Here is a 22,756-nt window from a genome sequence, read left to right as displayed (position 1 = left end):
CGCCGACCCGGCGGCGTACGGACTGGGCAAAGGCAGGTAGGTTCAAGGCGTGAGCGCCAAGAGAAACGAGCACAGCACCCAGCACGACAAGCTGCCCATCCGGATGCTGCACGACCGGGTTCTGGTCAAGCAGGAGAGCGGCGAGGGCGAGCGGCGGTCGGGCGGGGGCATCCTGATCCCCGCCACGGCGGCGGTCGGGCGTCGGCTGGCCTGGGCCGAGGTCGTAGCGGTGGGCCAGAACGTACGGACCGTGGAGCCGGGTGACCGGGTCCTGTACGACCCGGAGGACCGGGCCGAGGTGGAGGTCCGGGGCGTCGCCTACGTGCTCATGCGTGAGCGTGACCTGCATGCCGTGGCCGCGGACCGCTTCGAGGGCTCCGAGGACACCACGGGCTTGTACCTGTAGGGCCCCGTACCTGTAGGGCCCCGTACTGGTAGGACGCCGTACCTGCTGGACGGCGGCGAAGAGGGCTGGTGACCATCGTCACCAGCCCTCTTCGTCGCTTCAGGTCGGCGGGCCGCCCGTGCCCGCCGACGTGCCCACGTCCGTGCCGGCCGTGGTGCCGCCGTCGCTGGTGCCGCCGGTGTCCGTGCCGGCCGTCGTCCCGCCGTCGGTCGTGTCGCCGGTCGTCCCGCCCGTCGTGGTGTTTCCGCCGTCCGTGTTTCCGCCGTTCGTGTTGCCGCCGGTCGTGCCGCCGTTCGTGGTGTTGCCCGTGGTGTTCGTCCCGCCGTTGGTGGCGCCGCCGTTGTTCTGGCCCTGGGTCTGGCCCTGGTTGTTCTGGCCGTTCGTGGTGGGCGTGGGGCCGGTGGTGCCGCCCGTGCCCGGCTGCTGCGAGGGCTCGGTGGTGGCGGGCGGCTCCGTCTCCTCGGCGCCCGGCTGGAGCTGGAGGTCGAAGTCCGTCGCCGGCTTCCCCTTCAGGGCGTCCTTCGTGTACTGCGCCCAGATCTCGGCGGGCGGGCCGCCGCCGTTGACGCGCGGCAGGCCCATCGCGCCGTAGAGCGACTTGTGGGCGGCTGTGACCGGGTCCTGGCCCATCACGGAGACGACGGTGGCGAGGTCGGGTGTGTAGCCGGCGAACCAGGCGGCGGTGTCCTCCTCCGCGGTGCCCGTCTTGCCGGCGGCGGGGCGGTCCGCGCCCTGGGCGGCGGTGGCGGTGCCGTTCTCGACGACGCTCTGCAGGATGGACGTGGTGGTGTCGGCGGCCTCGCGGCTGACGGCCTTCGTGGTGGTGTCCTTCGGCAGGTTCACGACGTCCTTGCCGTCCTTGGTGATCGAGTCGATCATCGTGTACGCGCTGTGCTCGCCGTGGTTGGCGAGTGTCGCGTAGGCCTCCGCCATGTCGAGGACGCTGGCCGTGTTCACGCCGAGTGCGATGGAGGGGGTTCCGGTCAGGTCGGGGGTGTGGGACGGGATGCCGAGGGCGACCGCCGTGTCCTTCACCTTGTCGGGGCCCACGTCCACGGCCATCTGCGCGTACACCGAGTTGACGGACTTGTCGGTGGCGGTGCGCACGGTGATGTCGCCGTACGAGCGGTCGTCCTCGTTCGCGGGGGAGTAGCTGCCGCCGGACCAGCCCTGCACGGGACGTTTGTTGGTGCCGTCGTAGTAGGTGTTCGGCGTGATGGTCTCGCCGTCCTGCGTGGTGGAGTGGTTCTGGACGGCCGAGGTGAAGACGAAGGGCTTGAAGGTGGAGCCGACCTGGAAGTCGCCGCGGGTCGCGCCGTTGGTGTACTGCTTGACGTAGTCGATGCCGCCGTACATCGCGACGACCTTGCCGGTCTTCGGGTCGACGGAGGCGCCGCCCGCGCGGACGTAGTTGTCGACCTTGTTGTGCTTCTTGTTCAGCTTGGACATCACCTTGTCGTCGACGGCCTTCACGAAGGCGTTCTGCTTGCTCTTCTGCAAGGTGGTGGTGATGCGGTAGCCGCCGGCCTCGAGGTCGTCCGCGGTGACGATCTTGTTCTTGGTGAGGTAGTCCCTGATCGCGGTGACGATGTAGCCGCGCTGCCCGGACATACCGGTGGAGGCGGTCTGTTCCTTCGGCATCGGGAACTTCAGGCCGGACCGCTCGGCCTCGCTCAGCCAGCCCTTCTTGACCATGCCGTCCAGGACGTAGTTCCAGCGGGCCACGGCGGCCGTCTTGTTCTCGGGGTGCGCGATCACGTCGTACTCGCTGGGGGCGTTGACGAGCGCGGCGAGGTAGGCGGCGTGGGCCGGGTCGAGGCGGGTGGCGTTCTGGCCGTAGTAGGCCTGGGCGGCGGCCTGGATGCCGTAGGCGTTGCGGCCGAAGTAGCTGGTGTTGAGGTAGCCCTCGAGGATCTTGTCCTTGGGCTGCTCCCGGTCCAGCTTGATCGAGATGAAGAACTCCCTGGCCTTGCGGGTGAGCGTCTGCTCCTGCGCGAGGTAGTAGTTCTTCACGTACTGCTGGGTGATCGTCGAGCCGGACTGCTTGCCCTTGCCGGTGGCGGTGTTCCAGGCCGCGCGCAGCATCGCCTTGGGGTCGATGGCGGACTCGGAGTAGAAGTCGCGGTCCTCGGCGGCCAGGACGGCGTGCTGGGCGTCCTTGGAGACCTGGGCGAGCGTCACGTTCTCCCGGTTGATGTCACCGTCGCGGGCGATCTGGGAGCCGTCCGCGTAGAGGTAGACGTTGGCCTGCTTGGTGGCGAGGGCGTTGGCCGGCGGGATCTTGACCAGTGAGTAGCCCAGGAAGAACAGGCCGATCAGCAGCAGTGTCCCGATGACGATGGTGCCGAGCACCATCCGCCAGGTCGGGATGAGCCGGCGCCAGCCGGTGCGCCTGGGCCGCTTCGGCTTCCCGCCGCCCGGCAGGGGAGCGCCCGGCTCGGCAGCGCCTTGCGGCTCTCTCTGTGCCCAGCCCTGGTTCGGCTGCTGCGGCTGCGGCTGGTCGCTCATCTCGTGCACGGACTCCTGTTTCGCGTCGTACGTTCCCGTACGCCCTCGTACGCCATCTGCGCCCCCTCTTGAAGACTCTCGCACCATGCGTTCCGTTCCCGGATCACGGCACGCGTCCCCTCGGGAAAATGCGTGGCGTACGTCACTACCGGCGGACTAGGCTCCTGCGCTTCGGTGTCGGGCGGTCCGGGAGGTTGACTGACGTGGGCTCGGGACGGTTGTACGCGGCCGTCGTAGCGGGCGGTTTCAGACGTTACGCGACGTATCGGGCGGCCACTGCGGCCGGCGTGTTCACCAATACCGTCTTCGGAGTGATCCTCGTCTACACGTATCTGGCGCTGTGGGACGAGAAGCCGCACCTCGGAGGGTACGACCAGGCGCAGGCCGTGACCTATGTGTGGCTGGGCCAGGCGATCTTCGCGGCGCTGGCGATCGGGGGCGGCGGCGTCGAGGGCGAGTTGATCGAACGGATCCGGACGGGTGACGTCGCGATCGACCTGTACCGGCCCGCCGATCTCCAACTGTGGTGGCTGGCGGCCGACGTGGGGCGCGCGCTGTTCCAACTGCTCGGACGGGGCGTGATCCCGTTCGCGTTCGGTGCGCTGGTCTTTCCGGTGGCGCTGCCGGGGGATGTGGCGGCCTGGGGCGCGTTCCTGGTCACCCTGGTGCTGGCCATGGTGGTCGGATTCGGTATCCGGTACCTGGTCGCGCTGTTGACGTTCTGGCTGATGGACGGCACCGGCGTGACGCACATGACCATGCTCGCGGGGTTCTTCTGCTCGGGGATGATGCTGCCGCTCAATGTGTTCCCGGGCGCGCTCGGCGATGTCGTACGGGAGTTGCCGTGGTCGGCGCTGCTGCAGAAGCCGGCGGACGTGCTGCTCGGCGAGGCCGATCCGTGGGGGACGTTCGCCTTCCAGGGGGCGTGGGCGGTGGTGCTGCTGGGGGCGGGGCAGCTGCTGCAGTCGGTGGCGACGCGGAGGGTGGTCGTTCAGGGTGGCTGAGGTGAGCCGGGTGGTGGAGGGGCTGCGGGCGTACCGCCTGATCGGCGGGATGTGGGTCCGGTCCACGATGGCGTACCGGGCGTCCTTCGCGATGACCACGTTCGCCAACTTCGCGGTGACCGCCCTGGACTTCGTGGGGATCCTGCTGATGTTCTCGCGGGTGAAGGTGCTGGGCGGCTGGCCGCTGCCCGAAGTCGCCTTCCTGTACGGCCTGTCGAGCGTCGCCTTCGGGTTCGCGGACCTGGCGATCGGCTCGATGGAACGGCTGGGGCAGCGGGTGCGCGACGGGACGCTGGACACGCTGCTGGTGCGTCCGGCGCCGGTGCTGGCGCAGGTCGCGGCCGACCGGTTCGCGCTGCGCAGGCTGGGGCGGATCATGCAGGGTGCGCTGGTGCTCGGGTATGCGCTGGCCGCCGTCGACATCGACTGGACGCCGCTGCGGGTGCTGTTGATGCCGGTGATGGTGCTGAGCGGCGCGGGGATCTTCTGCGCGGTGTTCGTGGCGGGCGCGGCCTTCCAGTTCGTGGCGCAGGACGCGTCCGAGGTGCAGAACGCGTTCACGTACGGCGGCGCGACGTTGCTGCAGTATCCGCCGACGGTGTTCGGCCGGGAGCTGGTGCGCGGGGTGACGTTCCTGCTGCCGCTGGCCTTCGTCACCTGGCTGCCCGCGGCCTATGTGCTGGGGCGGCCGATGCCGCTCGGGCTGCCGCAGTGGGTGGCCTTCGCGCCGCCCCTGGTGGCGGTGGCGTGCCTTGCGCTGTCCGGTCTGGCGTGGCGGGCGGGGCTCAGGTCCTATCGGAGTACGGGGAGTTAGCGGGGTGACGATGGACGCCTTCATTGAACTGGACGGCCTGGAGAAGGTCTTCGACGTACGCAGGAAGACCGGGTTCCTCAGGCGTGAGCGGCGGCAGGTGCGGGCCGTCGACGGCATCTCCTTCACCGTGGCGCGCGGTGAGATGGTCGGCTACATCGGGCCGAACGGCGCCGGGAAGTCGACGACGATCAAGATGCTGACGGGGATCCTCACCCCGTCCGGCGGCCGGCTGCGGGTCGCCGGCATCGACCCGTCCCGCGAGCGGACGCGCCTCGCGCACCGTATCGGGGTGGTGTTCGGGCAGCGTACGACGCTGTGGTGGGACCTGCCGCTGATCGACTCGTACAAGCTGATGCACCGCATGTACCGGATCCCGGACGCCCGCTACCGCGAGAACCTCGACCGCTGTGTCGAACTCCTGGAACTGGCCGACCTGTTGGACGTCCCGGTACGGCAGCTGTCGCTCGGGCAGCGGATGCGCGGGGACATCGCGGCGGCGCTGCTGCACGACCCCGAGGTGCTGTACCTGGACGAGCCGACGATCGGCCTTGACGTCATCTCCAAGGCCAAGGTGCGGGGGTTCCTGCGGGAGTTGAACGCCGAGCGGGGCACCACCGTGCTGCTGACGACGCACGACCTCCAGGACATCGAGCAGCTGTGCTCCCGGGTGATGGTCATCGACCACGGACGGCTCATGTACGACGGAGCGCTCGCCGGGCTGCACGAGGTGGGGGAGAGCGAACGCACCCTGGTGGTGGACCTGGAGCGGGAGACGGCGCCGATCGAGGCGGCGCCCGCCCGGGTGGTCAAGGTGGAGGGGCCGCGGCAGTGGCTGGCGTTCCCGGCGGGGGAGTCCGCGGCGGCGCTGGTGGCACGGATCGCGGCGGAGTATCCGCTGGCGGATCTCTCGGTGCGGGAGCCGGACATCGAGGACGTGATCGCCAAGATGTATGCCGGCTCGGCCCCGGGACAGGCCGAGAAAGCGGTCTCGTAGCCGCGGGGCGGGCGAACTCGTAGGCTGATTTGTATGACCGACGACGCCGCAGTCCCGGAGCTCCGCGCATCCGACGCCGATCGTGAACGAGTCGCCGAGGTCCTGCGGGACGCCCTCGCGGAGGGGCGTCTCGACATGGAGGAGTTCGAGGAGCGGCTGGAAGCCACCTACAAGGCGCGGACGTACGGCGAACTCACGCCGATCACCCGTGATCTGCCGGCCGCAGGGGTCACCCCGCCGCCTCCCGTGTCGCTGGTCAAGGAGCCTGTGCCGAGCGGGAGTTGGGCCGGGCGGGTCGTCGGCGGCGAGGGGTCCTCCTCGTGGGCGGTCGCCGTGATGTCGGGGTTTCAGCGCAAGGGGCGCTGGACCGTGCCGAAGGTGTTCAACTGCTTCGCCTTCTGGGGCGGCGGGGAGATCGATCTGCGCGAGGCGAACTTCGCGGACCGCGAGGTCGAGATCAACTGCGTTGCCATCATGGGCGGGATGAACATCATCGTGCCGCCCGGTGTCGAGGTCGTGGTGCGTGGCATCGGGATCATGGGTGGGTTCGACCACAGCGAGGAGGGCGTGCCGGGGGCGCCCGGGGCGCCGCGGGTGATCGTGAACGGGTTTGCCTTCTGGGGTGGGGTCGGGATCGAGCGGAAGCCGACTCGGGAGGAGCGGCGGCGGCTCAAGGAGGAGCGGCGGCAGGGGAAGCTGGAGCGTGGGCGCTCGCACTCGCTGGATGAGGGGTTCGCCGATCATCGTCGGATGCTGGAGGAGCATCGGGAGTGGCGGCGGGACCTGCATGAGGAGCGCCGTGAGCGGCATGAGGAGCGGCGGGAGCGGCAGCGGGAGCGGCGGGATCGGCGGCGGGGCGGTGAGTACTGACCCGGCGGTGCGGCTGGGGTGACGGCGGGATCGCTCACCGGCGCTTGCCGGGTGCCGCCTCTCTTTGGGTCGGGAGCCGCCCCAGGCGGCACGATTGCCCGCAGGCTACGGCGGTCGGCTAAAGCTCCGCCGGTGCCGAGCCCCTCAGTTCATCGAGGTCGAAGGCCTCGGCCATCCTGGCGAAGCCCTTGTCCGTGGGGTGGAGGTGGTCGCCCGAGTCGTAGTCGGAGCGGAGGTGGCGGGGGTTGTACGGGTCCCGTAGGGCCTTGTCGAAGTCGACCACCGCGTCGTAGATGCGGCCCGAGCGGATTTCGGCGTTGATCTCCTGCCGGACCGCCTCGCGGGCCGCGGTGTAGCCCCGGTGGCCCTGGAAGGGCATCAGGGTGGCGCCGATGACCTTGATGCCGTGGGAGTGCGCCTCGCGGACCAGGGTGCGCAGGCCGTCGAGGACCTTGTCCGGGTCGGCGAGGCGGGGGTTGCGCAGGATGTCGTTGACGCCGAGGTCGATGACGAGGACCTTGACGTTCGTACGGGCGAGGGCGTCACGGGAGAAGCGGCTGAGGCCGCTCTGGTTGTCGGCGGGGCGGCCCAGACCGCTCGCGAGGACCTGGTTGCCGCTGATGCCCTCGTTGACGACGCTGTAGCGGGGCAGGTCCTCGCCGGAGCGGATCGCCGTGCGCAGCCGCTCCGAAAGGACGTCCGTCCAGCGGTGGTTGGCGTTCTGCGTGGACGTTATGCCGTCGGTGAGGGAGTCGCCGAACGCGACGACGGTGCCGTCCGAGTCGTTGCTCAGCACGTCCAGCGCGGTGAGGTAGCGCCAGAACGGCGTCTGCTCGGTGTAGCCGGTGCCGGTCACGTCCTCGGTGAGGTCGCCCTCGGCGACGTAGGAGACCTGGCGTGCGTGCGGATGGTAGGTGACCGGGCCGGAGGGGGTCGGGGAGTACGTGGTGACCAGTACGTCACCGCCCTCCGGGATCACGATGCGGACGGCGTCGCTGAGGACCTGCTGTCCGGCCGGGACGACGACCGTGGTGCTGCCGCCGAAGGTCAGCCGCCGCATGGTGTCCGCGGAGGCCGCCGCGGTGTCGGAGGCGACGGCCACGGCGATCGAGGCGTGCGTGATGGTCAGCGCCGTCTGGCCGTAGAGATTGGAGAGGGTGATACGGGCACTCGTACCGCCCACGCTCGTGTGCACGACGTTGCGCACCGAGCGGCCCGCCATGCCGAACGTCTCGGTGCCGGGCTCGGCGGCGGCCGGGGAGGCCGACCAGGAGCCGACCCAGATGCCCGTGGAGGCGGGAGCGGCGGGGTTGTGCGGGGCGCTTCCCCTGCCGAGGGCGGTCGTGCCGGTGCTGCCGTCGTCGGCTGCGACCCCGACGTATATGGCGGTGGAAAGGCCCACGATCACGGCGATGAGCGCGGCAAGCAGGGCATAACCGTGACGCTTGGTCATGCGGTGCGGTTCTCCTCGGGCAAGTGGAGCCCGAGGCTCCGAAGTGATCACCCCATGATGCGGCATGGGGTGAGGGGTGGCCGAACAGGACCCCCCTTTGGGCCACCGGAGTTCACGAAGAGCCTCCCCCTCCTGACAGACGCAGGGAACTCTCGTTCCGTTCCAGTAGTCGGTCAGGAAGGGACAATGTGTGCAGGGGATCACGAACGGGTGGAGTGTATGGAGCGCACGAATCCGGTGGAGAAGGGCGTCACCGCCCGCACGATGACGACGTTCAGCGCCGCCGACGAGGAGAAGCAGCGCGGGGTGCGCCGTATGAAGCTCACGGCGGTCGGACTGCTGCTCTTCGTGGCGCTGGTGTACGCCCTCGCCACGTGGGCGGAGAACTCCGGGGCGGGCCCCTGGGCGGGCTATGTCGCCGCCGCCTCCGAGGCGGGCATGGTGGGTGCGCTCGCCGACTGGTTCGCGGTCACCGCCCTCTTCCGGCACCCGCTGGGCCTGCCGATCCCGCACACGGCGATCATCCCGACCAAGAAGGACCAGCTGGGGGTCTCCCTGGGCGAGTTCGTCGGCGAGAACTTCCTCTCCGAGGACGTCGTACGACAGCGGCTGCGCGCCGTCGGCATCGGCAGCCGGCTCGGCGCCTGGCTCGCCGACCCCGAGCACGCGGACCGGGTGACGGCCGAGCTGTCGGCCGCGCTCAGGGGAGCGTTGACCGTGCTGCGCGACTCGGACGTCCAGGCGGTGGTCGGCGAGGCGATCACGCGGCGCGCGGACGCCCAGGAGATCGCACCCGGCATCGGAAAGATGCTGGAGAAGATCGTCGCGGACGGCGGCCACAAACGGGTCGTCGACCTGATCGTCACGCGCGCGCACGACTGGCTGGTCTGGCACGACACCGAGATCATGGAGGCCGTCCAGGGCGGCGCCCCCGGCTGGACGCCCCGTTTCGTCGACAAGAGGGTCGGCGAGCGGGTCTACAAGGAACTCCTGCGCTTCGTCACCGAGATGCGGGACATGCCCACCCACCCGGCCCGCGGCGCCCTCGACCGCTTCCTCGCCGACTTCGCGTCCGACCTTCAGTCCGACACGGACACCCGCACGCGTGTGGAACGCCTCAAGGGCGAGGTGCTGGGCCGCGGCGAGGTGCAGGACCTGATCGCGTCCGCCTGGACCGCCGTACGGTCGATGATCGTGTCGGCGGCGGAGGACGAGCGCAGTGAGCTGCGGCTGCGCGTGCGGGCCTCGCTGCTGTCGCTGGGAGCGCGGATGGCCGTGGAACCCAAGCTGCAGGCGAAGGTCGACGGCTGGGTGGAGGGCGCGGCGGTCTACGTGGTCACCACCTACCGCAAGGAGATCACCTCCCTGATCACCGACACCGTGGCCGGCTGGGACGCCGAGCACACCACCCGCAAGATCGAGGCTCATATCGGCCGCGACCTGCAGTTCATCCGGATCAACGGCACGGTGGTCGGCTCGCTGGCCGGGTTGTTGATCTATACGGTGTCGCGGGCGCTGGGGGCGTAGGGCAGGCCTCTGGGCACGGGCGGGGCAATCCGGCCCGGGCGTAGAGCGGCAGCGCCAGGGCACTCGACCGGGGTTCCGCTCAGTGAGGAGGGAGCCCATGCCCAGCGCACAGCCCAGCGGCAGCGCCACCGCCGCAACCGGCCACACCGTGACCACCGACATCCCCGCCCGTCTCGACCGTCTGCCATGGTCGCGCTGGCACTGGACGATCGTCATCGGCCTCGGCACCGTCTGGATCCTCGACGGTCTGGAGGTCACGGTCGTCGGCAACATCGCCAGCCGGCTCTCCGAGTCCGGCAGCGGCCTGCCGATCTCCTCGGGCCAGGTCACCGGCATCGCGGCCGCCCTGTATGTGGCGGGAGCGTGTGCCGGTGCCCTGTTCTGGGGCCGGCTGACCGACATCTGGGGCCGGAAGAAGCTCTTCATGATCACCCTGGCCGTGTATCTCGCGGCCACCGCCCTGACCGCCGTCTCCTTCTCGAGCTGGTGGTTCTTCGCCTTCCGCTTCCTGACCGGCTTCGGCATCGGCGGCGAGTACGCGGCGATCAACTCGGCGATCGACGAGCTCATCCCGGCCTTCTACCGCGGCCGCGTCGACCTGATCATCAACGGCAGCTTCTGGCTCGGCGCGGTGGGCGGCTCGCTGCTGTCGATCGTCGCCCTGAACACCGCCATCCTCCCGAAGGACGTGGGCTGGCGACTGACGTTCGCCCTCGGCGCGCTCCTGGCGTTCGTGATCCTTCTCGTACGACGCCATGTCCCGGAGAGTCCACGGTGGCTGCTGATCCACGGCAGGGACCGTGAGGCGGAAGAGATCGTGACGTCGATCGAGGAACGGGTGGAGGCGGAGAAGGGACAGCCGCTGGAGCGCCCCGAGGGTGAGATCACGATCCACCAGCGCCGCAGCGTGAGCTTCGTGGAGATCGCCCGGACGCTGTTCTCCGACTACCGCCGGCGCTCGGTCCTCGGCTTCTCGCTCTTCATCGGCCAGGCCTTCCTCTACAACGCGATCACCTTCGGCTTCGGCGCGATCCTGACGAAGTTCTTCGACGTCCCGACCGGCGACACCGGCTACTACTTCGCGGTGATCGCGATCGGCAACTTCTGCGGTCCGCTGCTGCTCGGCAAGCTCTTCGACACGGTCGGCCGCCGGGTGATGATCTCGTCGACGTATCTGATCTCGGGTCTGCTGCTGTTCGGCACGGCATGGCTGTTCGACCGGGGCTCGCTGAGCGCGGGCACGCTGACGGCCTGCTGGTGCGCGGTCCTGTTCTTCGCGTCGGCCGGCGCGTCCAGCGCCTACCTGACGGTCTCCGAGGTCTTCCCGATGGAGACCCGCGCGATGTCCATCGCCTTCTTCTACGCCCTCGGCACCGCGGCCGGCGGGATCAGCGGCCCGCTGCTGTTCGCCGACCTCACGGGCACGGGCAAGGTCGCCGACACGGTCCTCGCCTTCCAGATCGGCGCGGCCCTGATGTGCGCGGCGGGCCTGGTCGCGGCGTTCCTGGCGGTACGGGCGGAACGCCGCTCCCTGGAGGACATCGCGAAGCCGCTCACGGCGGCGGCATCGGCGGTGACCGGGAAGGCCCGGTCGGCGAAGGAGGGCCAGGGCAGGTCGCGACCGGCCACCGCGTAGGGCTACTACGACGTGTCACCGGGCGCCGCCCTGCCGGGCCCGGTCACGGCGCCGCAGGAACAGCAGCCCGTCGGCGACGGCGGTGACCCCCGTGGCGGCCTACGCGCATCCCGGGCTGCTGCACTCCGGGGCCGACCTGGCCCGTACGGCCGCGAAGGCGAAGGCGGGTGCCGCGTCCTGCACCGCCGGGGTGCCAAGCCGGCCGCCCACCGGCATGCGCAGAGCGGATGGGTGGCGAATCCGCGGGCGGTCGTGTGGTGACCACCGCCGCCACGCCCACGCCGTCGGCCTCGGCCTCGGCCTCCGACGCCGGATCCGGCGCCCGGCTCCGTACGAAAACCGGCCGGGCGGCCGCAGTGGAGCCCGCGCCGCGGGACTACGAAGCCGGACTCGGGCGGGCCCCGTTGACGGCCGCGTCGAACACCGGCCGGTACTCGCCCCATTGGGCATTGGGAGCGGAGAGGTAGATCACGTACTGCGTGCCGTCGGTGCCGGCGAAGGCCAGTTCGGCCGCGCGGTACTTGCGGGCCCTGCCGTCGAAGGTGAATTCCCAGTAGCCGGCGGGCCGGCCGCGGAAGGTGGTCTCGGTCATCCGGACGCGTTCGTAGCCGGGGTTGTCCCGGCGGGTCTGGTCCTCTTCCGTGTCGCGCCAGTGCCGCACGGGATCGGTGCCCGCGAACTGGACGACGTTGACCCGCAGGCCCACCCGGCCGGACTGGTCTATGTAGCCGACCTCGCCGCCGGGCAGCGTCTTACGGGTCCAGCCGTCCCGCACGGGAACGGAGATACCGGTGTCCGCCTTCACCAGGTGGTAGCCGGTGGGCACGGCGGGGACCGTGGGGCCCGTGCTCGGAGAAGGAGACGGCGTCGAGGCGGTCGCCCGGGAGGTGTGGCCGCCCTGTGTGTCCGCGCCGCCCTTGAACCACCACAGCGCGCCGCCCGCCGCACAGGCGGCGAGCGCCACCGCGGAGACCGTCAGCAGCGCCGTACGACGGCGGTTGCCGCCTCCCTTTCGGGCGGGGGGCCTGACGGCGCTGACGGGTTCCGGGCGCGTGGGCGGGTCGAGGGGTGCGGTCCGGGTGGCCGTCACGTCGTCGAGGCGGCGTTCGACCTCGTGCACGTCCATGCGCTGCTCCGGCTCCTTGAGGAGCAGGCCCTCGATCACCGGGGCCAGGTCGCCTGCGTTGCGCAGGGGCTCGTAGGGATCGGTTGCGATGGCGTACGCGGTCTCGATGGGGGTGGCGCGCTGGAACGGGTGCCGGCCCTCGACCGCCTGGTACAGCGTCGCCCCCAGGGCCCACAGGTCGCCGGCGGGTCCGGGCCCGGTGCTCGAGGCCCTGAGACGCTCGGGGGCCAGATAGCGGATGGAGCCGATCAGCTCGCCGGACTTGGTGAGCGAGGAGGTGCCCGACTCCATGGCGATCCCGAAGTCGGTGAGGACGATCCGGCCGTCCTCGGCGAGCAGGACGTTGGCGGGCTTGACGTCCCGGTGCAGGACCCCGGCGTTGTGGGCGGCGCGCAGTGCGGCGGCCATGGCGCGGCCGATCCGGGCGGCCTCGTGGGGCGGCAGCGCACCCCGGCGCTTGAGGACGTCGCTCAGCGTGGCGGAGGGGATGTACTCCATGACGATGCACGGCAGGCCCTCGTCGTCGACGACGTCGTGCACCACGATGACATGGGGGTGGGTGATCCGGGCGGCACTGCGGGCCTCGCGCCGGGTGCGCTCGTGGAGCGTGCGGACCTCGTCCTCGTGCAGGTGCGGCGGGACGTGCAGCTTCTTCACGGCGACATGGCGGCCGAGCACCTTGTCCTCGGCGCGCCACACGGTGCCCATGCCGCCGCTGCCCACCCGCTCGACCAGCAGATACCGGCCGGCGACGAGCCGCCCAAGATCCGACACCGTGTCTCCTTCTGATCCCCGTCCGAACTCCTTCCGCGGTTTCCGTTCGCGAATGAGGGAGATCGAACAGGCACGATAACGCATCCGGTCGAACGGGCGGAGCGGCCGCTCGGTCAGGGACTTGGGGCCGTTCCGTTCAGGCGCTCCAGCAGTTCCAGCAGCGTCGCCCGGTCCGGCTCGGAGAGCGGTGCGAAGCACTCCGTCAGCACCTCGTCGGCCACCTTGTGGCCGGCCTTCAGGACCCGTTCGCCCGCCGGTGTGAGGTGGTGCTCCATGCGGCGGCCGCGACCCGGACGGCGCTCGACCAGGTCCTGTGCGGTCAGCCGGCCCACCAGCGTGCCGAAGGCCTGCTCGGTCTGGAAGGTGGCCGCGGCCAGTTCGCGTGCCGATGCCCCGGGCGTACGGCTGATCGCGCGGAGCGCGTCCCACTGGGCGAGGGTCGTGCCGACCGCAGCCAGGGCGCTGTCCAGGGTGCGGTGCTGGCGGTACTGGGCCTGTTTGACCGCCCGGCCGAGAAGTTGCAGGTCAGCGTGCATGGAGGAAGTCTACCCGAAAACTAAGCTAGCTTATATAAACATCTTTAGTTATGCTCTCGGGCATGCCTACAGACCACAGCTCCGTGCCTACGGATCGCAGCTCCGACCGTCCCGTCCTCGTCCTCCACGGTGGCGGAGGCCCCGCCACCGTCGCCGGGATCGCCCGGCACCTGTCCCCGGCCGCCCGCGTCCTCGCCCCCGTCCACCCCGGCTGGGACGGCACCCCGCGCCCCGACTGGTGCACCGGCGTCGACGACCTCGCCCTCTCCTACCTCCACCTCCTCCAGGACCGCGACCTGCACGACGTCCTGGTCGTCGGCTCCTCCCTCGGCGGCTGGGTCGCGGCCGAGATGGCCGTACGGGACAGCGGGCAGCGCATCAGCGGCCTGGTGCTGATCGACGCCGTCGGTGTGCGGGTCGAGTCGGAGCCGATCGCCGACTACTTCGCCCTCGACCCCCGCACCGCGGCGGAACTCTCCTGGCACGACCCGGACCGCTACTACATCGACCCGGCCTCGCTGCCCGCGGACCAACTCGCCGTCCGCCAGGCCAACATGGCCACCATGCGCACGCTCGCCGGCGACCCGAACATGCACGACCCGAAGCTGCTGCACCGGCTGGGGCGTGTACGGACGCCCGCACTTCTCGTATGGGGCGAGAGCGACCGCATCGTGACGCCCGCCTACGGGGCCGCCTACGCCGCCGCCTTCGGCGACGGGCGGCTCGAAGTCATCCCCAAGGCCGGGCACCTGCCGCAGATCGAGCAGCCGGAGGCCACCCTCGCCCTCATCGACGAGCATCTCCGGCGGACGGCGGCATGACGCCGAGGGGCCGTCCCACGCAGGAGGTGAAGGAGGCGGCAAGATCCGCTCAACCTCCCTTGGCAGCCGGGGAGTTCATGGCAGGATCCGCCCCCATGGAATTCTCCGAAGTGGTCCGTCGTCGCCGTATGATCCGGCACTACTCCGACAAACCCCTGACGCCGGAGGTGATCGAGCGCATCCTCGCCTCCGCACTCCGCGCACCCTCGGCCGGCTTCTCCCAGGGCTGGGCCTTCCTCGCCCTGACCGACCCCGCCGACCGCGCCCGCTTCTGGCCCTTCGTGCCGAGCCGCGTCGAGAAGACGCCGACCATGCAGGACGCCCCGCTGGTCGTCGTACCCCTCGCCCACAAGGCCGCCTACCTGGAGCGTTACGCCGAACCCGACAAGGGCTGGGAGGACCGCGCCGAAGCCCGCTGGCCCGCCCCGTACTGGCACATCGACACGGGCATGGCGGCCCTCCTGATGCTGCTGACCGCGGTCGACGAAGGCCTCGGCGCCTGCTTCTTCGGCATCATGCCGGAACATCTGCAGCCGTTCCGCGAGGAGTTCGGGATCCCCGAGGAGTACGCCCCCATCGGAGGGATCACGGTCGGCCACCGCGCCGACGACGTGCCCCCGCAGAGCAGTCGCGTCAAGGAACGCCGACGGGGCGCGGACGACGTCGTGCACCGGGGGCAGTGGGGGCGGCACGCCTAGACAGGGTGACGCGCCAGTTGCCCCGAAGGGCCCAGCGCCGGGCATCGACAGGAGGGGGCGGCTGGACGAAGCTGCCCCGTTTCCGCCAGGAGGCCGCTGCCGGCGGGCTGTCAGGGGTGTCCGCCGCAGCCGCAGCCCGTCATGCTCGCCCCCTCCTGGGGCGGCGGGGTCTGCGCGGCGGCCTGTTCCACCGCCGCAAGCAGCCGGCGGCGTTCCTCGGGCGGGATCCACCTGCCGTCGACGACCACGCCGTGGATACGGCGGGTGTTGCGGATGTCGCGCGTCGGGTCGGCGTCGAGGACGAGCAGATCGGCGGCCTGTCCGCGCGCCACGGTGCCGACGTCGGACAGGCCGAGGGTGCGGGCCGCGTCCCGCGTGGCCGAGCGCAGCGCCTCAGCCGGAGTGAGCCCGGCCGCCACGAGCAGCGCCAGCTCGTCGTGGAGGGCGAAGCCCGGGACGAGGTATCCCGTGCCGGTGTCGGTGCCCGCCGCCAGCCGTACGCCCGCGCCGTGCAGCTCGCTCACCAGCCTGAGCCGGTGCGCGAAGATCCCCCGGATCTGCCGGGCCTGCTCGGCGGTGCGCCCACCGGTCAGGGCCGTCAGCTGGTCCGGCCAGCTCTCCACCTGCCAGGCGGGCAGGTACTTCCACTCCTCGGCCCGGGACGGAACGTCGTCGGGCAGCTCCAGCGTGCGGTGCACGCTCAGCGTGGGGACCACCGCGGTCCCGTGGACCGCAAGGCTCCGGAAGAGGGCGTCCGCCCGGTCCCGGTCGTAGCCCTGCACCGCGCGCCATTCGAGGGGATGCACCTGCTGGAACCAGCTGTGGTAGCGGGACAGGCTGCTGGGGTCGCGCGGGTCGATCCGTACGGCGGCCAGCCGGCGCCGTATCTCCTTCTCGTGCCGTGAGGTCGCCAGGAGCAGGGCGTGCAGATGCTCGATGGTGCGATGGCCGGCCGCGCTCGCCTCCGCGATCCGTACGGTGTCGGGGCAGTGCCCCAGGTGCGGGATGCCCTGGCGCCGGGCCTCGTCCGCGAGGGCGAAGTAGGCCTCGCGGGACAGCCGGGAGTACGCCTTGACGAAGTCCGCGCCCTCGCGCTTGACCCGCCGAACGGCGCGCCGGGCCCCGGCCGCGTCGCGCACCTCGATGGTCGGGCCCACGTCGGCCGCCCAGAGCGAGGGCGCGCCGTCCACGATGGGACTGCCGATGACCCAGCGGGGGCCGAGCAGTGCACCGCTGCGGATCTTCTCGCGCCACTCGTGGTGGACCGGCTGGCCCCGCATCTCCCGGACCGTGGTGACGCCGGTGAGGGCGTACAGCGCCGGGACCACCGTCTCCGGGCCGTCGCTGTGGGTGTGCGCCTCGATCAGTCCCGGGATCAGGTACTTGCCGGTCAGGTCGACCGTGCGGGTGCCTGGGCGGAGCCGGGTCCGTGCGCTCGGGGCGAGTGCGGTGATACGGCCGCCCTCGACGACGACCGTCATGTCGGAGGCCGGAGGTGCTCCCGATCCGTCGATCACGGTGGCGTGGGTGAACGCCACCGGGCCGGTACCGGCGCCGCCTCCGGCCCTCGTTCCGGCCGCGCGTGCCGTTCCGCCGGCCGCCGTGCCCACCAGAGCCGTACCCGTAACGGCGGCGGCCCCGGCCAGTAAGCCGCGTCGCCCTATCCCACGTCGTGCCCCAACTGCCTCTTCGGACATGCTGTTTCCCCCTGCTGCTGACGAACCCGTCGGCTGCGTCCGCCGACCCCCACGACAATGGCGGACACGGGGTGATTGGGCAGTGCGGCCAGGCGGTGGATGTGGGGGTGTTGCTGGGTCCACCGAGGGGATGTCGCTCCCCTGGAGCCGGATCTCCCGAGGTGGCGAGGGTCCCAAGGAGGCGGACGCCTCGCGCGTCAGTCGGTCACCTGTAGATGCGCGTCACTGCTGTGCGCGTCACTGCTGTGTGCGTCACCGCTGTCCGCACCCAGGCCCGCGAGCAGGCGCAGCCCGTCCGCGGCGGGGCTGCCGGGGTCCGCGGAGAGCACCAGCAGCTCCACACCCGACTCGTCCGGCAGCGCGAAGTTCTCCTGGTGCAGTTCCAGCACTCCGACCAGCGGGTGCCGGTACGCCTTGCGCCCATGTGTGCGGGCGCGCACGTCCGCGCGGGCCCACAGGCGGCGGAAGCGCTCGCTGCCCATCGCCAACTCGCCGATGAGCGAGGCCAGTCGGGAGTCCTCCGGATATTTGCCGGCGGCCAGGCGCAGATGCCCGACCACGTCGAGGGTGCACTGCTCCCAGTCCGCGTACAGGCCGCGCTCGGCCTCCTCGAGGAAGATGTGCCGCGCGGTGTTCAGGCCCGGCATCGGCCGGCCGTAGAGGAGCCCGGCGAGGCGGTTCCCCGCGAGTACGTCCAGGCGGTGGTTCATGATCAGTGCAGGCGCGTCGGCGACCAGGTCGAGGACCCGTAGCAGCTCCGGCCGGATCCGCCCGCCCGGTGCCTTGGCGCGGCGGCGGCGCTGCCGGGCAAGCCGGTAGAGATGCCCGCGTTCGGTCTCGTCGAGGCCGAGGACGCGGGCGAGCGCGTCGAGAACCTGCTCGGAGGGCTGGGTAGCGCGGCCCTGCTCCAGGCGTACGTAGTAGTCGACGCTGACTCCGGACAGGTGCGCGACCTCCTCGCGGCGCAGCCCTTCGACCCGGCGGCGGCTGTCGGTGGGGATACCGGCGGCCGCCGGGTCGACCCGGGAACGCCGGGTCCGCAGGAAGCCCGCAAGATCGTCCATGTCCCCAGTATGGCCTCGGAGTTGCCCGTGAGGGTGGTCCTGCCAATACCAGGAAGTCCCGTCCGACGGAAGAGGAGCCCCTGAACGCCGGGCGCCGCGGCGCCCAGGATCGAAGGCACCCGATCCGAAGGAGTTCCGATGAAGACGCTGATCGTCTACGCCCACCCGGAGCCGAAGTCGCTCAACGGCTCGCTGAAGAACCTCGCGGTGTCCACATTGGAGAGCGCCGGGCACGAGGTACGGGTGAGCGATCTGTACGCGATGAACTGGAAGGCGGTCGTGGACGCCGCGGACTACGGCCCCCACGCCTCAAGTCCGCTGAAGGTCGCGCTCGACTCGGGCCGGGCCTTCGACGCGGGAACGCTCACCCCGGACGTACGCGCCGAGCAGGAGAAGCTGCTGTGGGCCGACACGATCATCTTCCAGTTCCCGCTGTGGTGGTACACGATGCCCGCGATCCTCAAGGGCTGGGTGGACCGGGTGTTCACCTACCACTTCGCGTACGGGGTCGGCGAGCACGGCGACACCAGGTACGGCGAGCGCTTCGGCGAGGGCACCCTCGCCGGCAGGAGGGCTCTGCTGTCGGTGACCGCCGGCGGCCCGGAGTCGCATTACTCCGCCCGCGGCATCAACGGCCCCATCGACGACCTCCTCTTCCCGATCCACCACGGCATCCTCTACTACCCGGGCATCGAGGTGCTCCCGCCGTTCGTGCTGTACGGCGCCGACCGGATGACCGGCGAGGACTACCCGGACGTCGCCAAGGCCTGGGAGCAGCGCCTGCTCACCCTGGAGTCGACCGAACCGATCGCCTTCCGGCGGCAGAACTTCGGCGACTACGAGATCCCCTCGCTGCACCTGAAGGAGGGACTGGAGCCCGCGGGCCGTACGGGGTTCGGGCTGCACCTGCGGGGTTGACCGCCACCCCGACCTGTCACGGCCGATCCCGCCGCTCACCGACCCTGTACCTCCTGAGTACGGGTATGGCCCGTCGAAAAAATCTGCGCGGGGATGTCGATCCAGGCAGGCTCTGTTCGACGCAGGGGGTGAGAGAAGGCCATCAACACGAGAGGTGAAGGCCATGCCCAAGGTCCGCGTACACAACGTGACGATCTCCCTCGACGGCTTCGTGGCCGGCGCGAACCAGCGACTGGACGCCCCCTTCGGTGACGGCGTCGGCTGGGGTGACGAACTGCACGGCTGGTTCGTCTCCGCGATGGAGGATGCCGCCGCGGGCAAGACCGGAATCGATGTCGACTACTTCACCCGCGGCGATCAGAACATCGGCGCCACGATCATGGGGCGGAACATGTTCGGGCCGCAGCGCGGGCCGTGGGAGGACGAGTCCTGGAAGGGCTGGTGGGGCGACAACCCGCCCTACCACCACGACGTTTTCGTACACACCCACCATCTGCGCCCGACGCTGGAGATGGCCGGCGGAACGACCTTCCACTTCACCGACGAGCCGCTGGAGACGGTGCTCCAGCGCGCGTTCGACGCCGCGGGCGGCAAAGACGTCCGGATCGGCGGCGGCGCGGCGGTCATCCAGCAGTATCTGCGCGCCAAGCTGATCGACGAGCTCCACCTGGTGATCGCGCCGATGCTCATCGGGCGCGGGGAGCGGCTGCTCGACAATCTGGGCGACGGGATCGACGGCTACCGGGTGTCCGAACTGGTCGGCTCGCCGACCGTCACGCATGCGGTGCTGGTGCGCCGCTGACGCGGGGCAGAGTTCGCCGGGGGTGTGCCGCAGCGTCCTCGACGACCGCCTGCGATTGGTACCTGGTTCGCTTCGGTGCGTGGGTCACCGGACAGGACACGTTAGTTGGGGCTTCGACCGGTTCGGAGAGCATGTCACTACTGCGAGTGATAGATACGAGGGGCGCTCAAGGTAGAAACCGAGCGATACGTCAGTTCCCGAACCCAGCCACGTTGCCGTGGAGTTGATCACCGAGGCGAGACGGGTCACGTCGCGGTCTCTCGCCGAGTCGAATCGAGGCGCGTACTCGGCCAAGCGTTCACCGAGCCAGGCCGCTGCTTCCTTGGCGTCGTCCCACGTGCCACGAACCAAGGAACGCGGTTTGACGAGCCAGTACGCCGTTTCCAGCGGCGGGAGATCCGAGGTCGGGAAATCGGCCATCACTCCGCGATAACGCTGGATCAACTCCGGCTTGCTTCCGGCCGGGGGCGGCTCCGGATGGGGCGGACGCCGTAGGGCTTCATTGTCGAAGTGTTGCTTCGGTCCTGCCCACAGATATCCGTGATGGTGCACCAGTCGTCCCCATCTGGTGTCGAAGATCGGGGGAAACCGGTCCCGATTCCTCTGGAAACGGGACCGGTTGGGAGGGGTGAGGGTTGGTCAGACAGGCAGTCCGAACTTCGCCGGGTCGATGCCGGCCGAGTCCAGCTCCTCCGTGGTGAACCGGAGCGGCTCCATGTCCGGCCGCTTGCTGTCACCCAAGGCCCAGGCGTTGTCGCCGATACGAGCCAGAGTCACGCATCCTTCGGTGCAGGGCCCTCCGCATGCCTTCACGAAGGAGGCCCCGTCGATGTCCAGCTCGTACAGATCGGTTCCGTCCAGCATTGCTGCACCTTCCTGCTTCGCTGTCGCGGCCATGCAGACCGCCGCCGCCCACGCGGGCGGGAGTTCATGGGTGGGGGAGCGCCTCAGCCGTTGAAGGACACCTGGCGCTGCGCACAGCGCGGGCACTTGCACGGGGGCCATTCCATGGTGACCAATGGGGCCAGACCATCTGCACTGAAGATGGCCCGCTCAGGTTCCCAGGTATGCCCGGAATCACGAGAGACGCGTATCGTCATCAATGGGCGGTTGGCAAAGAGACTGTCTTCTCTTCCAGGGTTCATTCCCCGTGGGCCTCTGCCTGGTGCCGAGCCAGATCCACATTCGCGTCGGATACGGCGCTGTAGTCGCCTCTGGAACGGGCATTCTTCCTCCGAACGCAAATGCCGAGACATGTGCCACATGCCTGCACTGCGCTTGGTTCAGCAGGAAGTTCTGTAAGGTCGTAACCTTGTGGCTTCTGTGGACCCGGCATTGTTCCTCCCCGACTTCATGGCGAATCTATGATCCATCGCCATCGCGGGGAATTCGAGCAATATTCCCGTTGCGGACTAAAGATCATCGATAGTCGTTGGCCCACTGCTGCAACAGGACCCTTGCTTCATCTCTGAAGCAAGCGCGCTGCTCGAAGGAGGAGAACACCGCAAGATACTCGGAGACGTCACGGGAATCTCGAAAAACCATGCGACCGGTGAGGTTCTCGACTGTGGCAAGCCGGTTGTCGTAGACCGTGAAGGTGTTCATCGGCCCGCGCGTCATGACGGTTCCAACTGGAATGACGCCGATGCGAAGATTCGGAAGGCGGGAAAGTGATATCAGACGGTCGATCTGCACCGCCATGGCAGGTGCCGGAACGATCGCCCACCGCACAGCCTGCTCGGTCAGGACGAAGGTGAAGGCCTTCGAGGTGTCGTAGAGAACAGCCTGGCGCTCCAGCTTGCGGGCCATCGTCTTTGAAGAGTCGCCCGGTGTGTGGGTCAGGCTGGCACGAATATATTCAGGCGTGGCCAGCAGGCCAGTGATCATGGCAGGGAGGAAGTATCTCAGTTCCGTGGCTTCGCTTTCCAGCGATGCCAGCTCTGTCTGTCGCTTCTCCATCCCGCGGCGCCAGGACGAGCGTTTGTCCTGCCACTCGGTATTCGCGATGCGCGCGAGAGCCGTAACGTCCGCCATGATGTCGGCAGGAGCGTCGAGAGCTCGCAGGATGCGTTCGACATCTACGAGCTTCGGTGTCTTCTTGCCGGTTTCGAACTTACTGATCTGGCTCTGAGGCATGTTGCAACGCCGAGCGAGCCGGTCTCCTGTGAGGCCGGCTCGCTTACGCAACTCGCGGAGCGTTTGTGCGAGATCGTTTATCGACTGCCCCAGCTGCTCAGGTTCGAAGGTCACCGCATTCTTTCACGTACTCGGGGAACGGCACCGAGTGAGCTATCGCAATGCGCTTCCATTCCAAGTACGGGGCAATATCGCCGTTGAACGCCTCTCGGCTGATCTGCGTTCCGTCCGCTCGAAAGTTCAGGTGCACTATGCGAGTCTCGTCGAACATCCACCAGTCGGTTCCCGACAAGGGGAGTCCGTAGTCATCCTGCGTCACGTCCAGGATTCGGATGTCCTCACCGGCAGCTATGTTTCCGGGGATTCCCCAAGCGAACTGGTACCGCTGATAGTCCGTCAGCGGCTGTCGCACGACCCGTACTCGTCCAATGGTGCGGCCCGACGTCACGTATCCGCGCACGCGCTCATGCCAGCGTGCGTTGTGGCCATCGGGCTTGGACTCACCGCGAAGGAAGCGTGCGACGTTCTCAGTCTCCCTGGGCATGGTGTAGGTGGGCTGGGCTTCGAATCGCCACGCGTCACGCTCGTACGCGTCGAACGCCCTCCGCCACTCGTCACCATCCAAGAGCACGTACGGCCTCCTTGAGTACCGACTCGGGGATCTCCACCAGGGCCTCACCCTCCGGAGTCCGGAAGGCATCTGTCACGTTCCCTTGGACCACGATGGAGCCGTTGGTCGTGCGATAGACGTTCGGGCAGTCGTCGTCATCGCAGTTGGGTCCGTTGACAGTCCCAGTGAGCCGAGTCAGATCCTCGCGCGCCATGGCGCCCCCTTCTGCGCCATCCCGTCTGGATAGCCCCTGTGGATGACGCTACGGAGGGCATCGTGCCCCGTCCACGCAGACTCCGAAATATTCCCGACCTGGCATAAATGATCTCGAAGAGGGTGGTCAGGAGGCGGGACTGGCTTCG

The 22,756-nt window shown here is 69.5% G+C and carries 22 protein-coding genes; 11 read left to right on the top strand and 11 right to left on the bottom strand.

The features are described from left to right. The first annotated feature begins 49 nt into the window (after window positions 1-49). On the top strand, window positions 50-406 hold the full coding sequence (locus ACWC1K_RS30445; protein WP_030943670.1) for a GroES family chaperonin: 357 nt from the start codon (window positions 50-52) through the stop codon (window positions 404-406). A 99-nt stretch (window positions 407-505) separates the two neighbouring features. Here ACWC1K_RS30445 and ACWC1K_RS30440 read toward each other — a convergent pair whose 3' ends face one another. Further along, window positions 506-2,914, bottom strand: coding sequence for a transglycosylase domain-containing protein (locus tag ACWC1K_RS30440; RefSeq protein ID WP_450836113.1), 2,409 nt, complete (start codon window positions 2,912-2,914; stop codon window positions 506-508). A 203-nt stretch (window positions 2,915-3,117) separates the two neighbouring features. On the opposite strand from ACWC1K_RS30440, the gene ACWC1K_RS30435 reads away from it, so the two are divergent. From ACWC1K_RS30435 to ACWC1K_RS30420, 4 genes are read left to right on the top strand one after another with little or no spacing between them, the layout of a single operon-like run. Continuing rightward, entirely contained in the window at window positions 3,118-3,918 is an 801-nt protein-coding gene (locus ACWC1K_RS30435) for an ABC transporter permease (protein ID WP_450836111.1), read from the top strand. 49 nt (window positions 3,919-3,967) lie between these two features. Further along, the gene (locus tag ACWC1K_RS30430) at window positions 3,968-4,732 is read left to right on the top strand and encodes an ABC transporter permease (RefSeq protein WP_450836243.1); all 765 of its coding nucleotides are present in this window, start codon (window positions 3,968-3,970) and stop codon (window positions 4,730-4,732) included. Window positions 4,733-4,742: 10 nt separating this feature from the next. Next, window positions 4,743-5,726, top strand: coding sequence for an ABC transporter ATP-binding protein (locus ACWC1K_RS30425; protein ID WP_450836241.1), 984 nt, complete (start codon window positions 4,743-4,745; stop codon window positions 5,724-5,726). Window positions 5,727-5,759: 33 nt separating this feature from the next. Continuing rightward, window positions 5,760-6,596 carry a DUF1707 SHOCT-like domain-containing protein gene (locus ACWC1K_RS30420; RefSeq protein WP_450836109.1) on the top strand — a complete coding sequence of 279 codons (837 nt, stop codon included), beginning with the start codon at window positions 5,760-5,762 and terminating at the stop codon, window positions 6,594-6,596. A gap of 118 nt (window positions 6,597-6,714) precedes the next feature. Here ACWC1K_RS30420 and ACWC1K_RS30415 read toward each other — a convergent pair whose 3' ends face one another. Beyond that, on the bottom strand, window positions 6,715-8,049 hold the full coding sequence (locus ACWC1K_RS30415) for an SGNH/GDSL hydrolase family protein (RefSeq protein WP_450836107.1): 1,335 nt from the start codon (window positions 8,047-8,049) through the stop codon (window positions 6,715-6,717). Between the two features lie 219 nt (window positions 8,050-8,268). Here ACWC1K_RS30415 and ACWC1K_RS30410 point away from each other — a divergent pair, with 219 nt between their 5' ends. Together ACWC1K_RS30410 and ACWC1K_RS30405 are read left to right on the top strand one after the other, a co-directional pair. Then, window positions 8,269-9,576, top strand: a complete 1,308-nt coding sequence (locus ACWC1K_RS30410) for a DUF445 domain-containing protein (protein ID WP_450836105.1) — start codon at window positions 8,269-8,271, stop codon at window positions 9,574-9,576. Between the two features lie 97 nt (window positions 9,577-9,673). After that, on the top strand, window positions 9,674-11,212 hold the full coding sequence (locus ACWC1K_RS30405) for an MFS transporter (RefSeq protein WP_450836103.1): 1,539 nt from the start codon (window positions 9,674-9,676) through the stop codon (window positions 11,210-11,212). A 376-nt stretch (window positions 11,213-11,588) separates the two neighbouring features. On the opposite strand, the gene ACWC1K_RS30400 is transcribed toward ACWC1K_RS30405, so the two are convergent. Further along, a complete protein-coding gene (locus tag ACWC1K_RS30400; RefSeq protein ID WP_450836101.1) occupies window positions 11,589-13,112 on the bottom strand; it encodes a serine/threonine-protein kinase in 1,524 nt (507 codons plus the stop codon). A 113-nt stretch (window positions 13,113-13,225) separates the two neighbouring features. Continuing rightward, on the bottom strand, window positions 13,226-13,648 hold the full coding sequence (locus ACWC1K_RS30395; protein WP_450836099.1) for a MarR family winged helix-turn-helix transcriptional regulator: 423 nt from the start codon (window positions 13,646-13,648) through the stop codon (window positions 13,226-13,228). Between the two features lie 62 nt (window positions 13,649-13,710). Here ACWC1K_RS30395 and ACWC1K_RS30390 point away from each other — a divergent pair, with 62 nt between their 5' ends. Together ACWC1K_RS30390 and ACWC1K_RS30385 are read left to right on the top strand one after the other, a co-directional pair. Next, window positions 13,711-14,469 (top strand): alpha/beta fold hydrolase, encoded by a 759-nt coding sequence (locus tag ACWC1K_RS30390; protein WP_450836097.1) that lies wholly within the window; start codon window positions 13,711-13,713, stop codon window positions 14,467-14,469. A gap of 95 nt (window positions 14,470-14,564) precedes the next feature. Then, window positions 14,565-15,167 (top strand): nitroreductase family protein, encoded by a 603-nt coding sequence (locus ACWC1K_RS30385; RefSeq protein WP_450836095.1) that lies wholly within the window; start codon window positions 14,565-14,567, stop codon window positions 15,165-15,167. Window positions 15,168-15,277: 110 nt separating this feature from the next. On the opposite strand, the gene ACWC1K_RS30380 is transcribed toward ACWC1K_RS30385, so the two are convergent. Together ACWC1K_RS30380 and ACWC1K_RS30375 are read right to left on the bottom strand one after the other, a co-directional pair. Further along, entirely contained in the window at window positions 15,278-16,777 is a 1,500-nt protein-coding gene (locus ACWC1K_RS30380; protein ID WP_450836093.1) for an amidohydrolase family protein, read from the bottom strand. 284 nt (window positions 16,778-17,061) lie between these two features. After that, complete coding sequence (locus tag ACWC1K_RS30375) at window positions 17,062-17,928, bottom strand: helix-turn-helix transcriptional regulator (protein WP_450836091.1); 867 nt, start codon at window positions 17,926-17,928, stop codon at window positions 17,062-17,064. A gap of 138 nt (window positions 17,929-18,066) precedes the next feature. On the opposite strand from ACWC1K_RS30375, the gene ACWC1K_RS30370 reads away from it, so the two are divergent. Both ACWC1K_RS30370 and ACWC1K_RS30365 read left to right on the top strand, forming a co-directional pair. Continuing rightward, window positions 18,067-18,846 (top strand): NAD(P)H-dependent oxidoreductase, encoded by a 780-nt coding sequence (locus tag ACWC1K_RS30370; protein ID WP_450836089.1) that lies wholly within the window; start codon window positions 18,067-18,069, stop codon window positions 18,844-18,846. 163 nt (window positions 18,847-19,009) lie between these two features. Then, the gene (locus ACWC1K_RS30365; protein ID WP_450836087.1) at window positions 19,010-19,648 is read left to right on the top strand and encodes a dihydrofolate reductase family protein; all 639 of its coding nucleotides are present in this window, start codon (window positions 19,010-19,012) and stop codon (window positions 19,646-19,648) included. Between the two features lie 84 nt (window positions 19,649-19,732). Here ACWC1K_RS30365 and ACWC1K_RS30360 read toward each other — a convergent pair whose 3' ends face one another. From ACWC1K_RS30360 to ACWC1K_RS30340, 5 genes are all read right to left on the bottom strand, one after another. Continuing rightward, window positions 19,733-20,200, bottom strand: coding sequence for a hypothetical protein (locus ACWC1K_RS30360; protein ID WP_450836085.1), 468 nt, complete (start codon window positions 20,198-20,200; stop codon window positions 19,733-19,735). Between the two features lie 87 nt (window positions 20,201-20,287). Beyond that, on the bottom strand, window positions 20,288-20,512 hold the full coding sequence (locus ACWC1K_RS30355) for a DUF397 domain-containing protein (protein ID WP_450836083.1): 225 nt from the start codon (window positions 20,510-20,512) through the stop codon (window positions 20,288-20,290). Between the two features lie 555 nt (window positions 20,513-21,067). Next, the gene (locus ACWC1K_RS30350) at window positions 21,068-21,898 is read right to left on the bottom strand and encodes a helix-turn-helix domain-containing protein (RefSeq protein ID WP_450836081.1); all 831 of its coding nucleotides are present in this window, start codon (window positions 21,896-21,898) and stop codon (window positions 21,068-21,070) included. Beyond that, the gene (locus ACWC1K_RS30345) at window positions 21,882-22,415 is read right to left on the bottom strand and encodes a DUF6879 family protein (RefSeq protein ID WP_450836079.1); all 534 of its coding nucleotides are present in this window, start codon (window positions 22,413-22,415) and stop codon (window positions 21,882-21,884) included. Before ACWC1K_RS30345 ends, ACWC1K_RS30350 begins: the two co-directional genes overlap by 17 nt. Next, the gene (locus tag ACWC1K_RS30340) at window positions 22,399-22,608 is read right to left on the bottom strand and encodes a hypothetical protein (RefSeq protein WP_450836077.1); all 210 of its coding nucleotides are present in this window, start codon (window positions 22,606-22,608) and stop codon (window positions 22,399-22,401) included. Before ACWC1K_RS30340 ends, ACWC1K_RS30345 begins: the two co-directional genes overlap by 17 nt. Window positions 22,609-22,756 lie beyond the last annotated feature (148 nt).

The sequence above is a fragment of the Streptomyces sp. NPDC001492 genome, from assembly GCF_053597275.1.
This window is presented reverse-complemented; position numbering and strand designations above follow the sequence as displayed.

Bases quoted from the DNA above. Each gene is read 5' to 3' on its own strand.
- ACWC1K_RS30420 (WP_450836109.1), top strand. From the start codon at position 5,760: ATGACCGACGACGCCGCAGTCCCGGAGCTCCGCGCATCCGACGCCGAT.
- ACWC1K_RS30385 (WP_450836095.1), top strand. From the start codon at position 14,565: ATGGAATTCTCCGAAGTGGTCCGTCGTCGCCGTATGATCCGGCACTAC.
- ACWC1K_RS30440 (WP_450836113.1), bottom strand. From the start codon at position 2,914: ATGAGCGACCAGCCGCAGCCGCAGCAGCCGAACCAGGGCTGGGCACAG.
- ACWC1K_RS30340 (WP_450836077.1), bottom strand. From the start codon at position 22,608: ATGGCGCGCGAGGATCTGACTCGGCTCACTGGGACTGTCAACGGACCC.
- ACWC1K_RS30355 (WP_450836083.1), bottom strand. From the start codon at position 20,512: ATGCTGGACGGAACCGATCTGTACGAGCTGGACATCGACGGGGCCTCC.
- ACWC1K_RS30425 (WP_450836241.1), top strand. From the start codon at position 4,743: ATGGACGCCTTCATTGAACTGGACGGCCTGGAGAAGGTCTTCGACGTA.
- ACWC1K_RS30395 (WP_450836099.1), bottom strand. From the start codon at position 13,648: ATGCACGCTGACCTGCAACTTCTCGGCCGGGCGGTCAAACAGGCCCAG.
- ACWC1K_RS30390 (WP_450836097.1), top strand. From the start codon at position 13,711: ATGCCTACAGACCACAGCTCCGTGCCTACGGATCGCAGCTCCGACCGT.
- ACWC1K_RS30410 (WP_450836105.1), top strand. From the start codon at position 8,269: ATGGAGCGCACGAATCCGGTGGAGAAGGGCGTCACCGCCCGCACGATG.
- ACWC1K_RS30365 (WP_450836087.1), top strand. From the start codon at position 19,010: ATGCCCAAGGTCCGCGTACACAACGTGACGATCTCCCTCGACGGCTTC.
- ACWC1K_RS30370 (WP_450836089.1), top strand. From the start codon at position 18,067: ATGAAGACGCTGATCGTCTACGCCCACCCGGAGCCGAAGTCGCTCAAC.
- ACWC1K_RS30415 (WP_450836107.1), bottom strand. From the start codon at position 8,049: ATGACCAAGCGTCACGGTTATGCCCTGCTTGCCGCGCTCATCGCCGTG.
- ACWC1K_RS30405 (WP_450836103.1), top strand. From the start codon at position 9,674: ATGCCCAGCGCACAGCCCAGCGGCAGCGCCACCGCCGCAACCGGCCAC.
- ACWC1K_RS30430 (WP_450836243.1), top strand. From the start codon at position 3,968: ATGTGGGTCCGGTCCACGATGGCGTACCGGGCGTCCTTCGCGATGACC.
- ACWC1K_RS30375 (WP_450836091.1), bottom strand. From the start codon at position 17,928: ATGGACGATCTTGCGGGCTTCCTGCGGACCCGGCGTTCCCGGGTCGAC.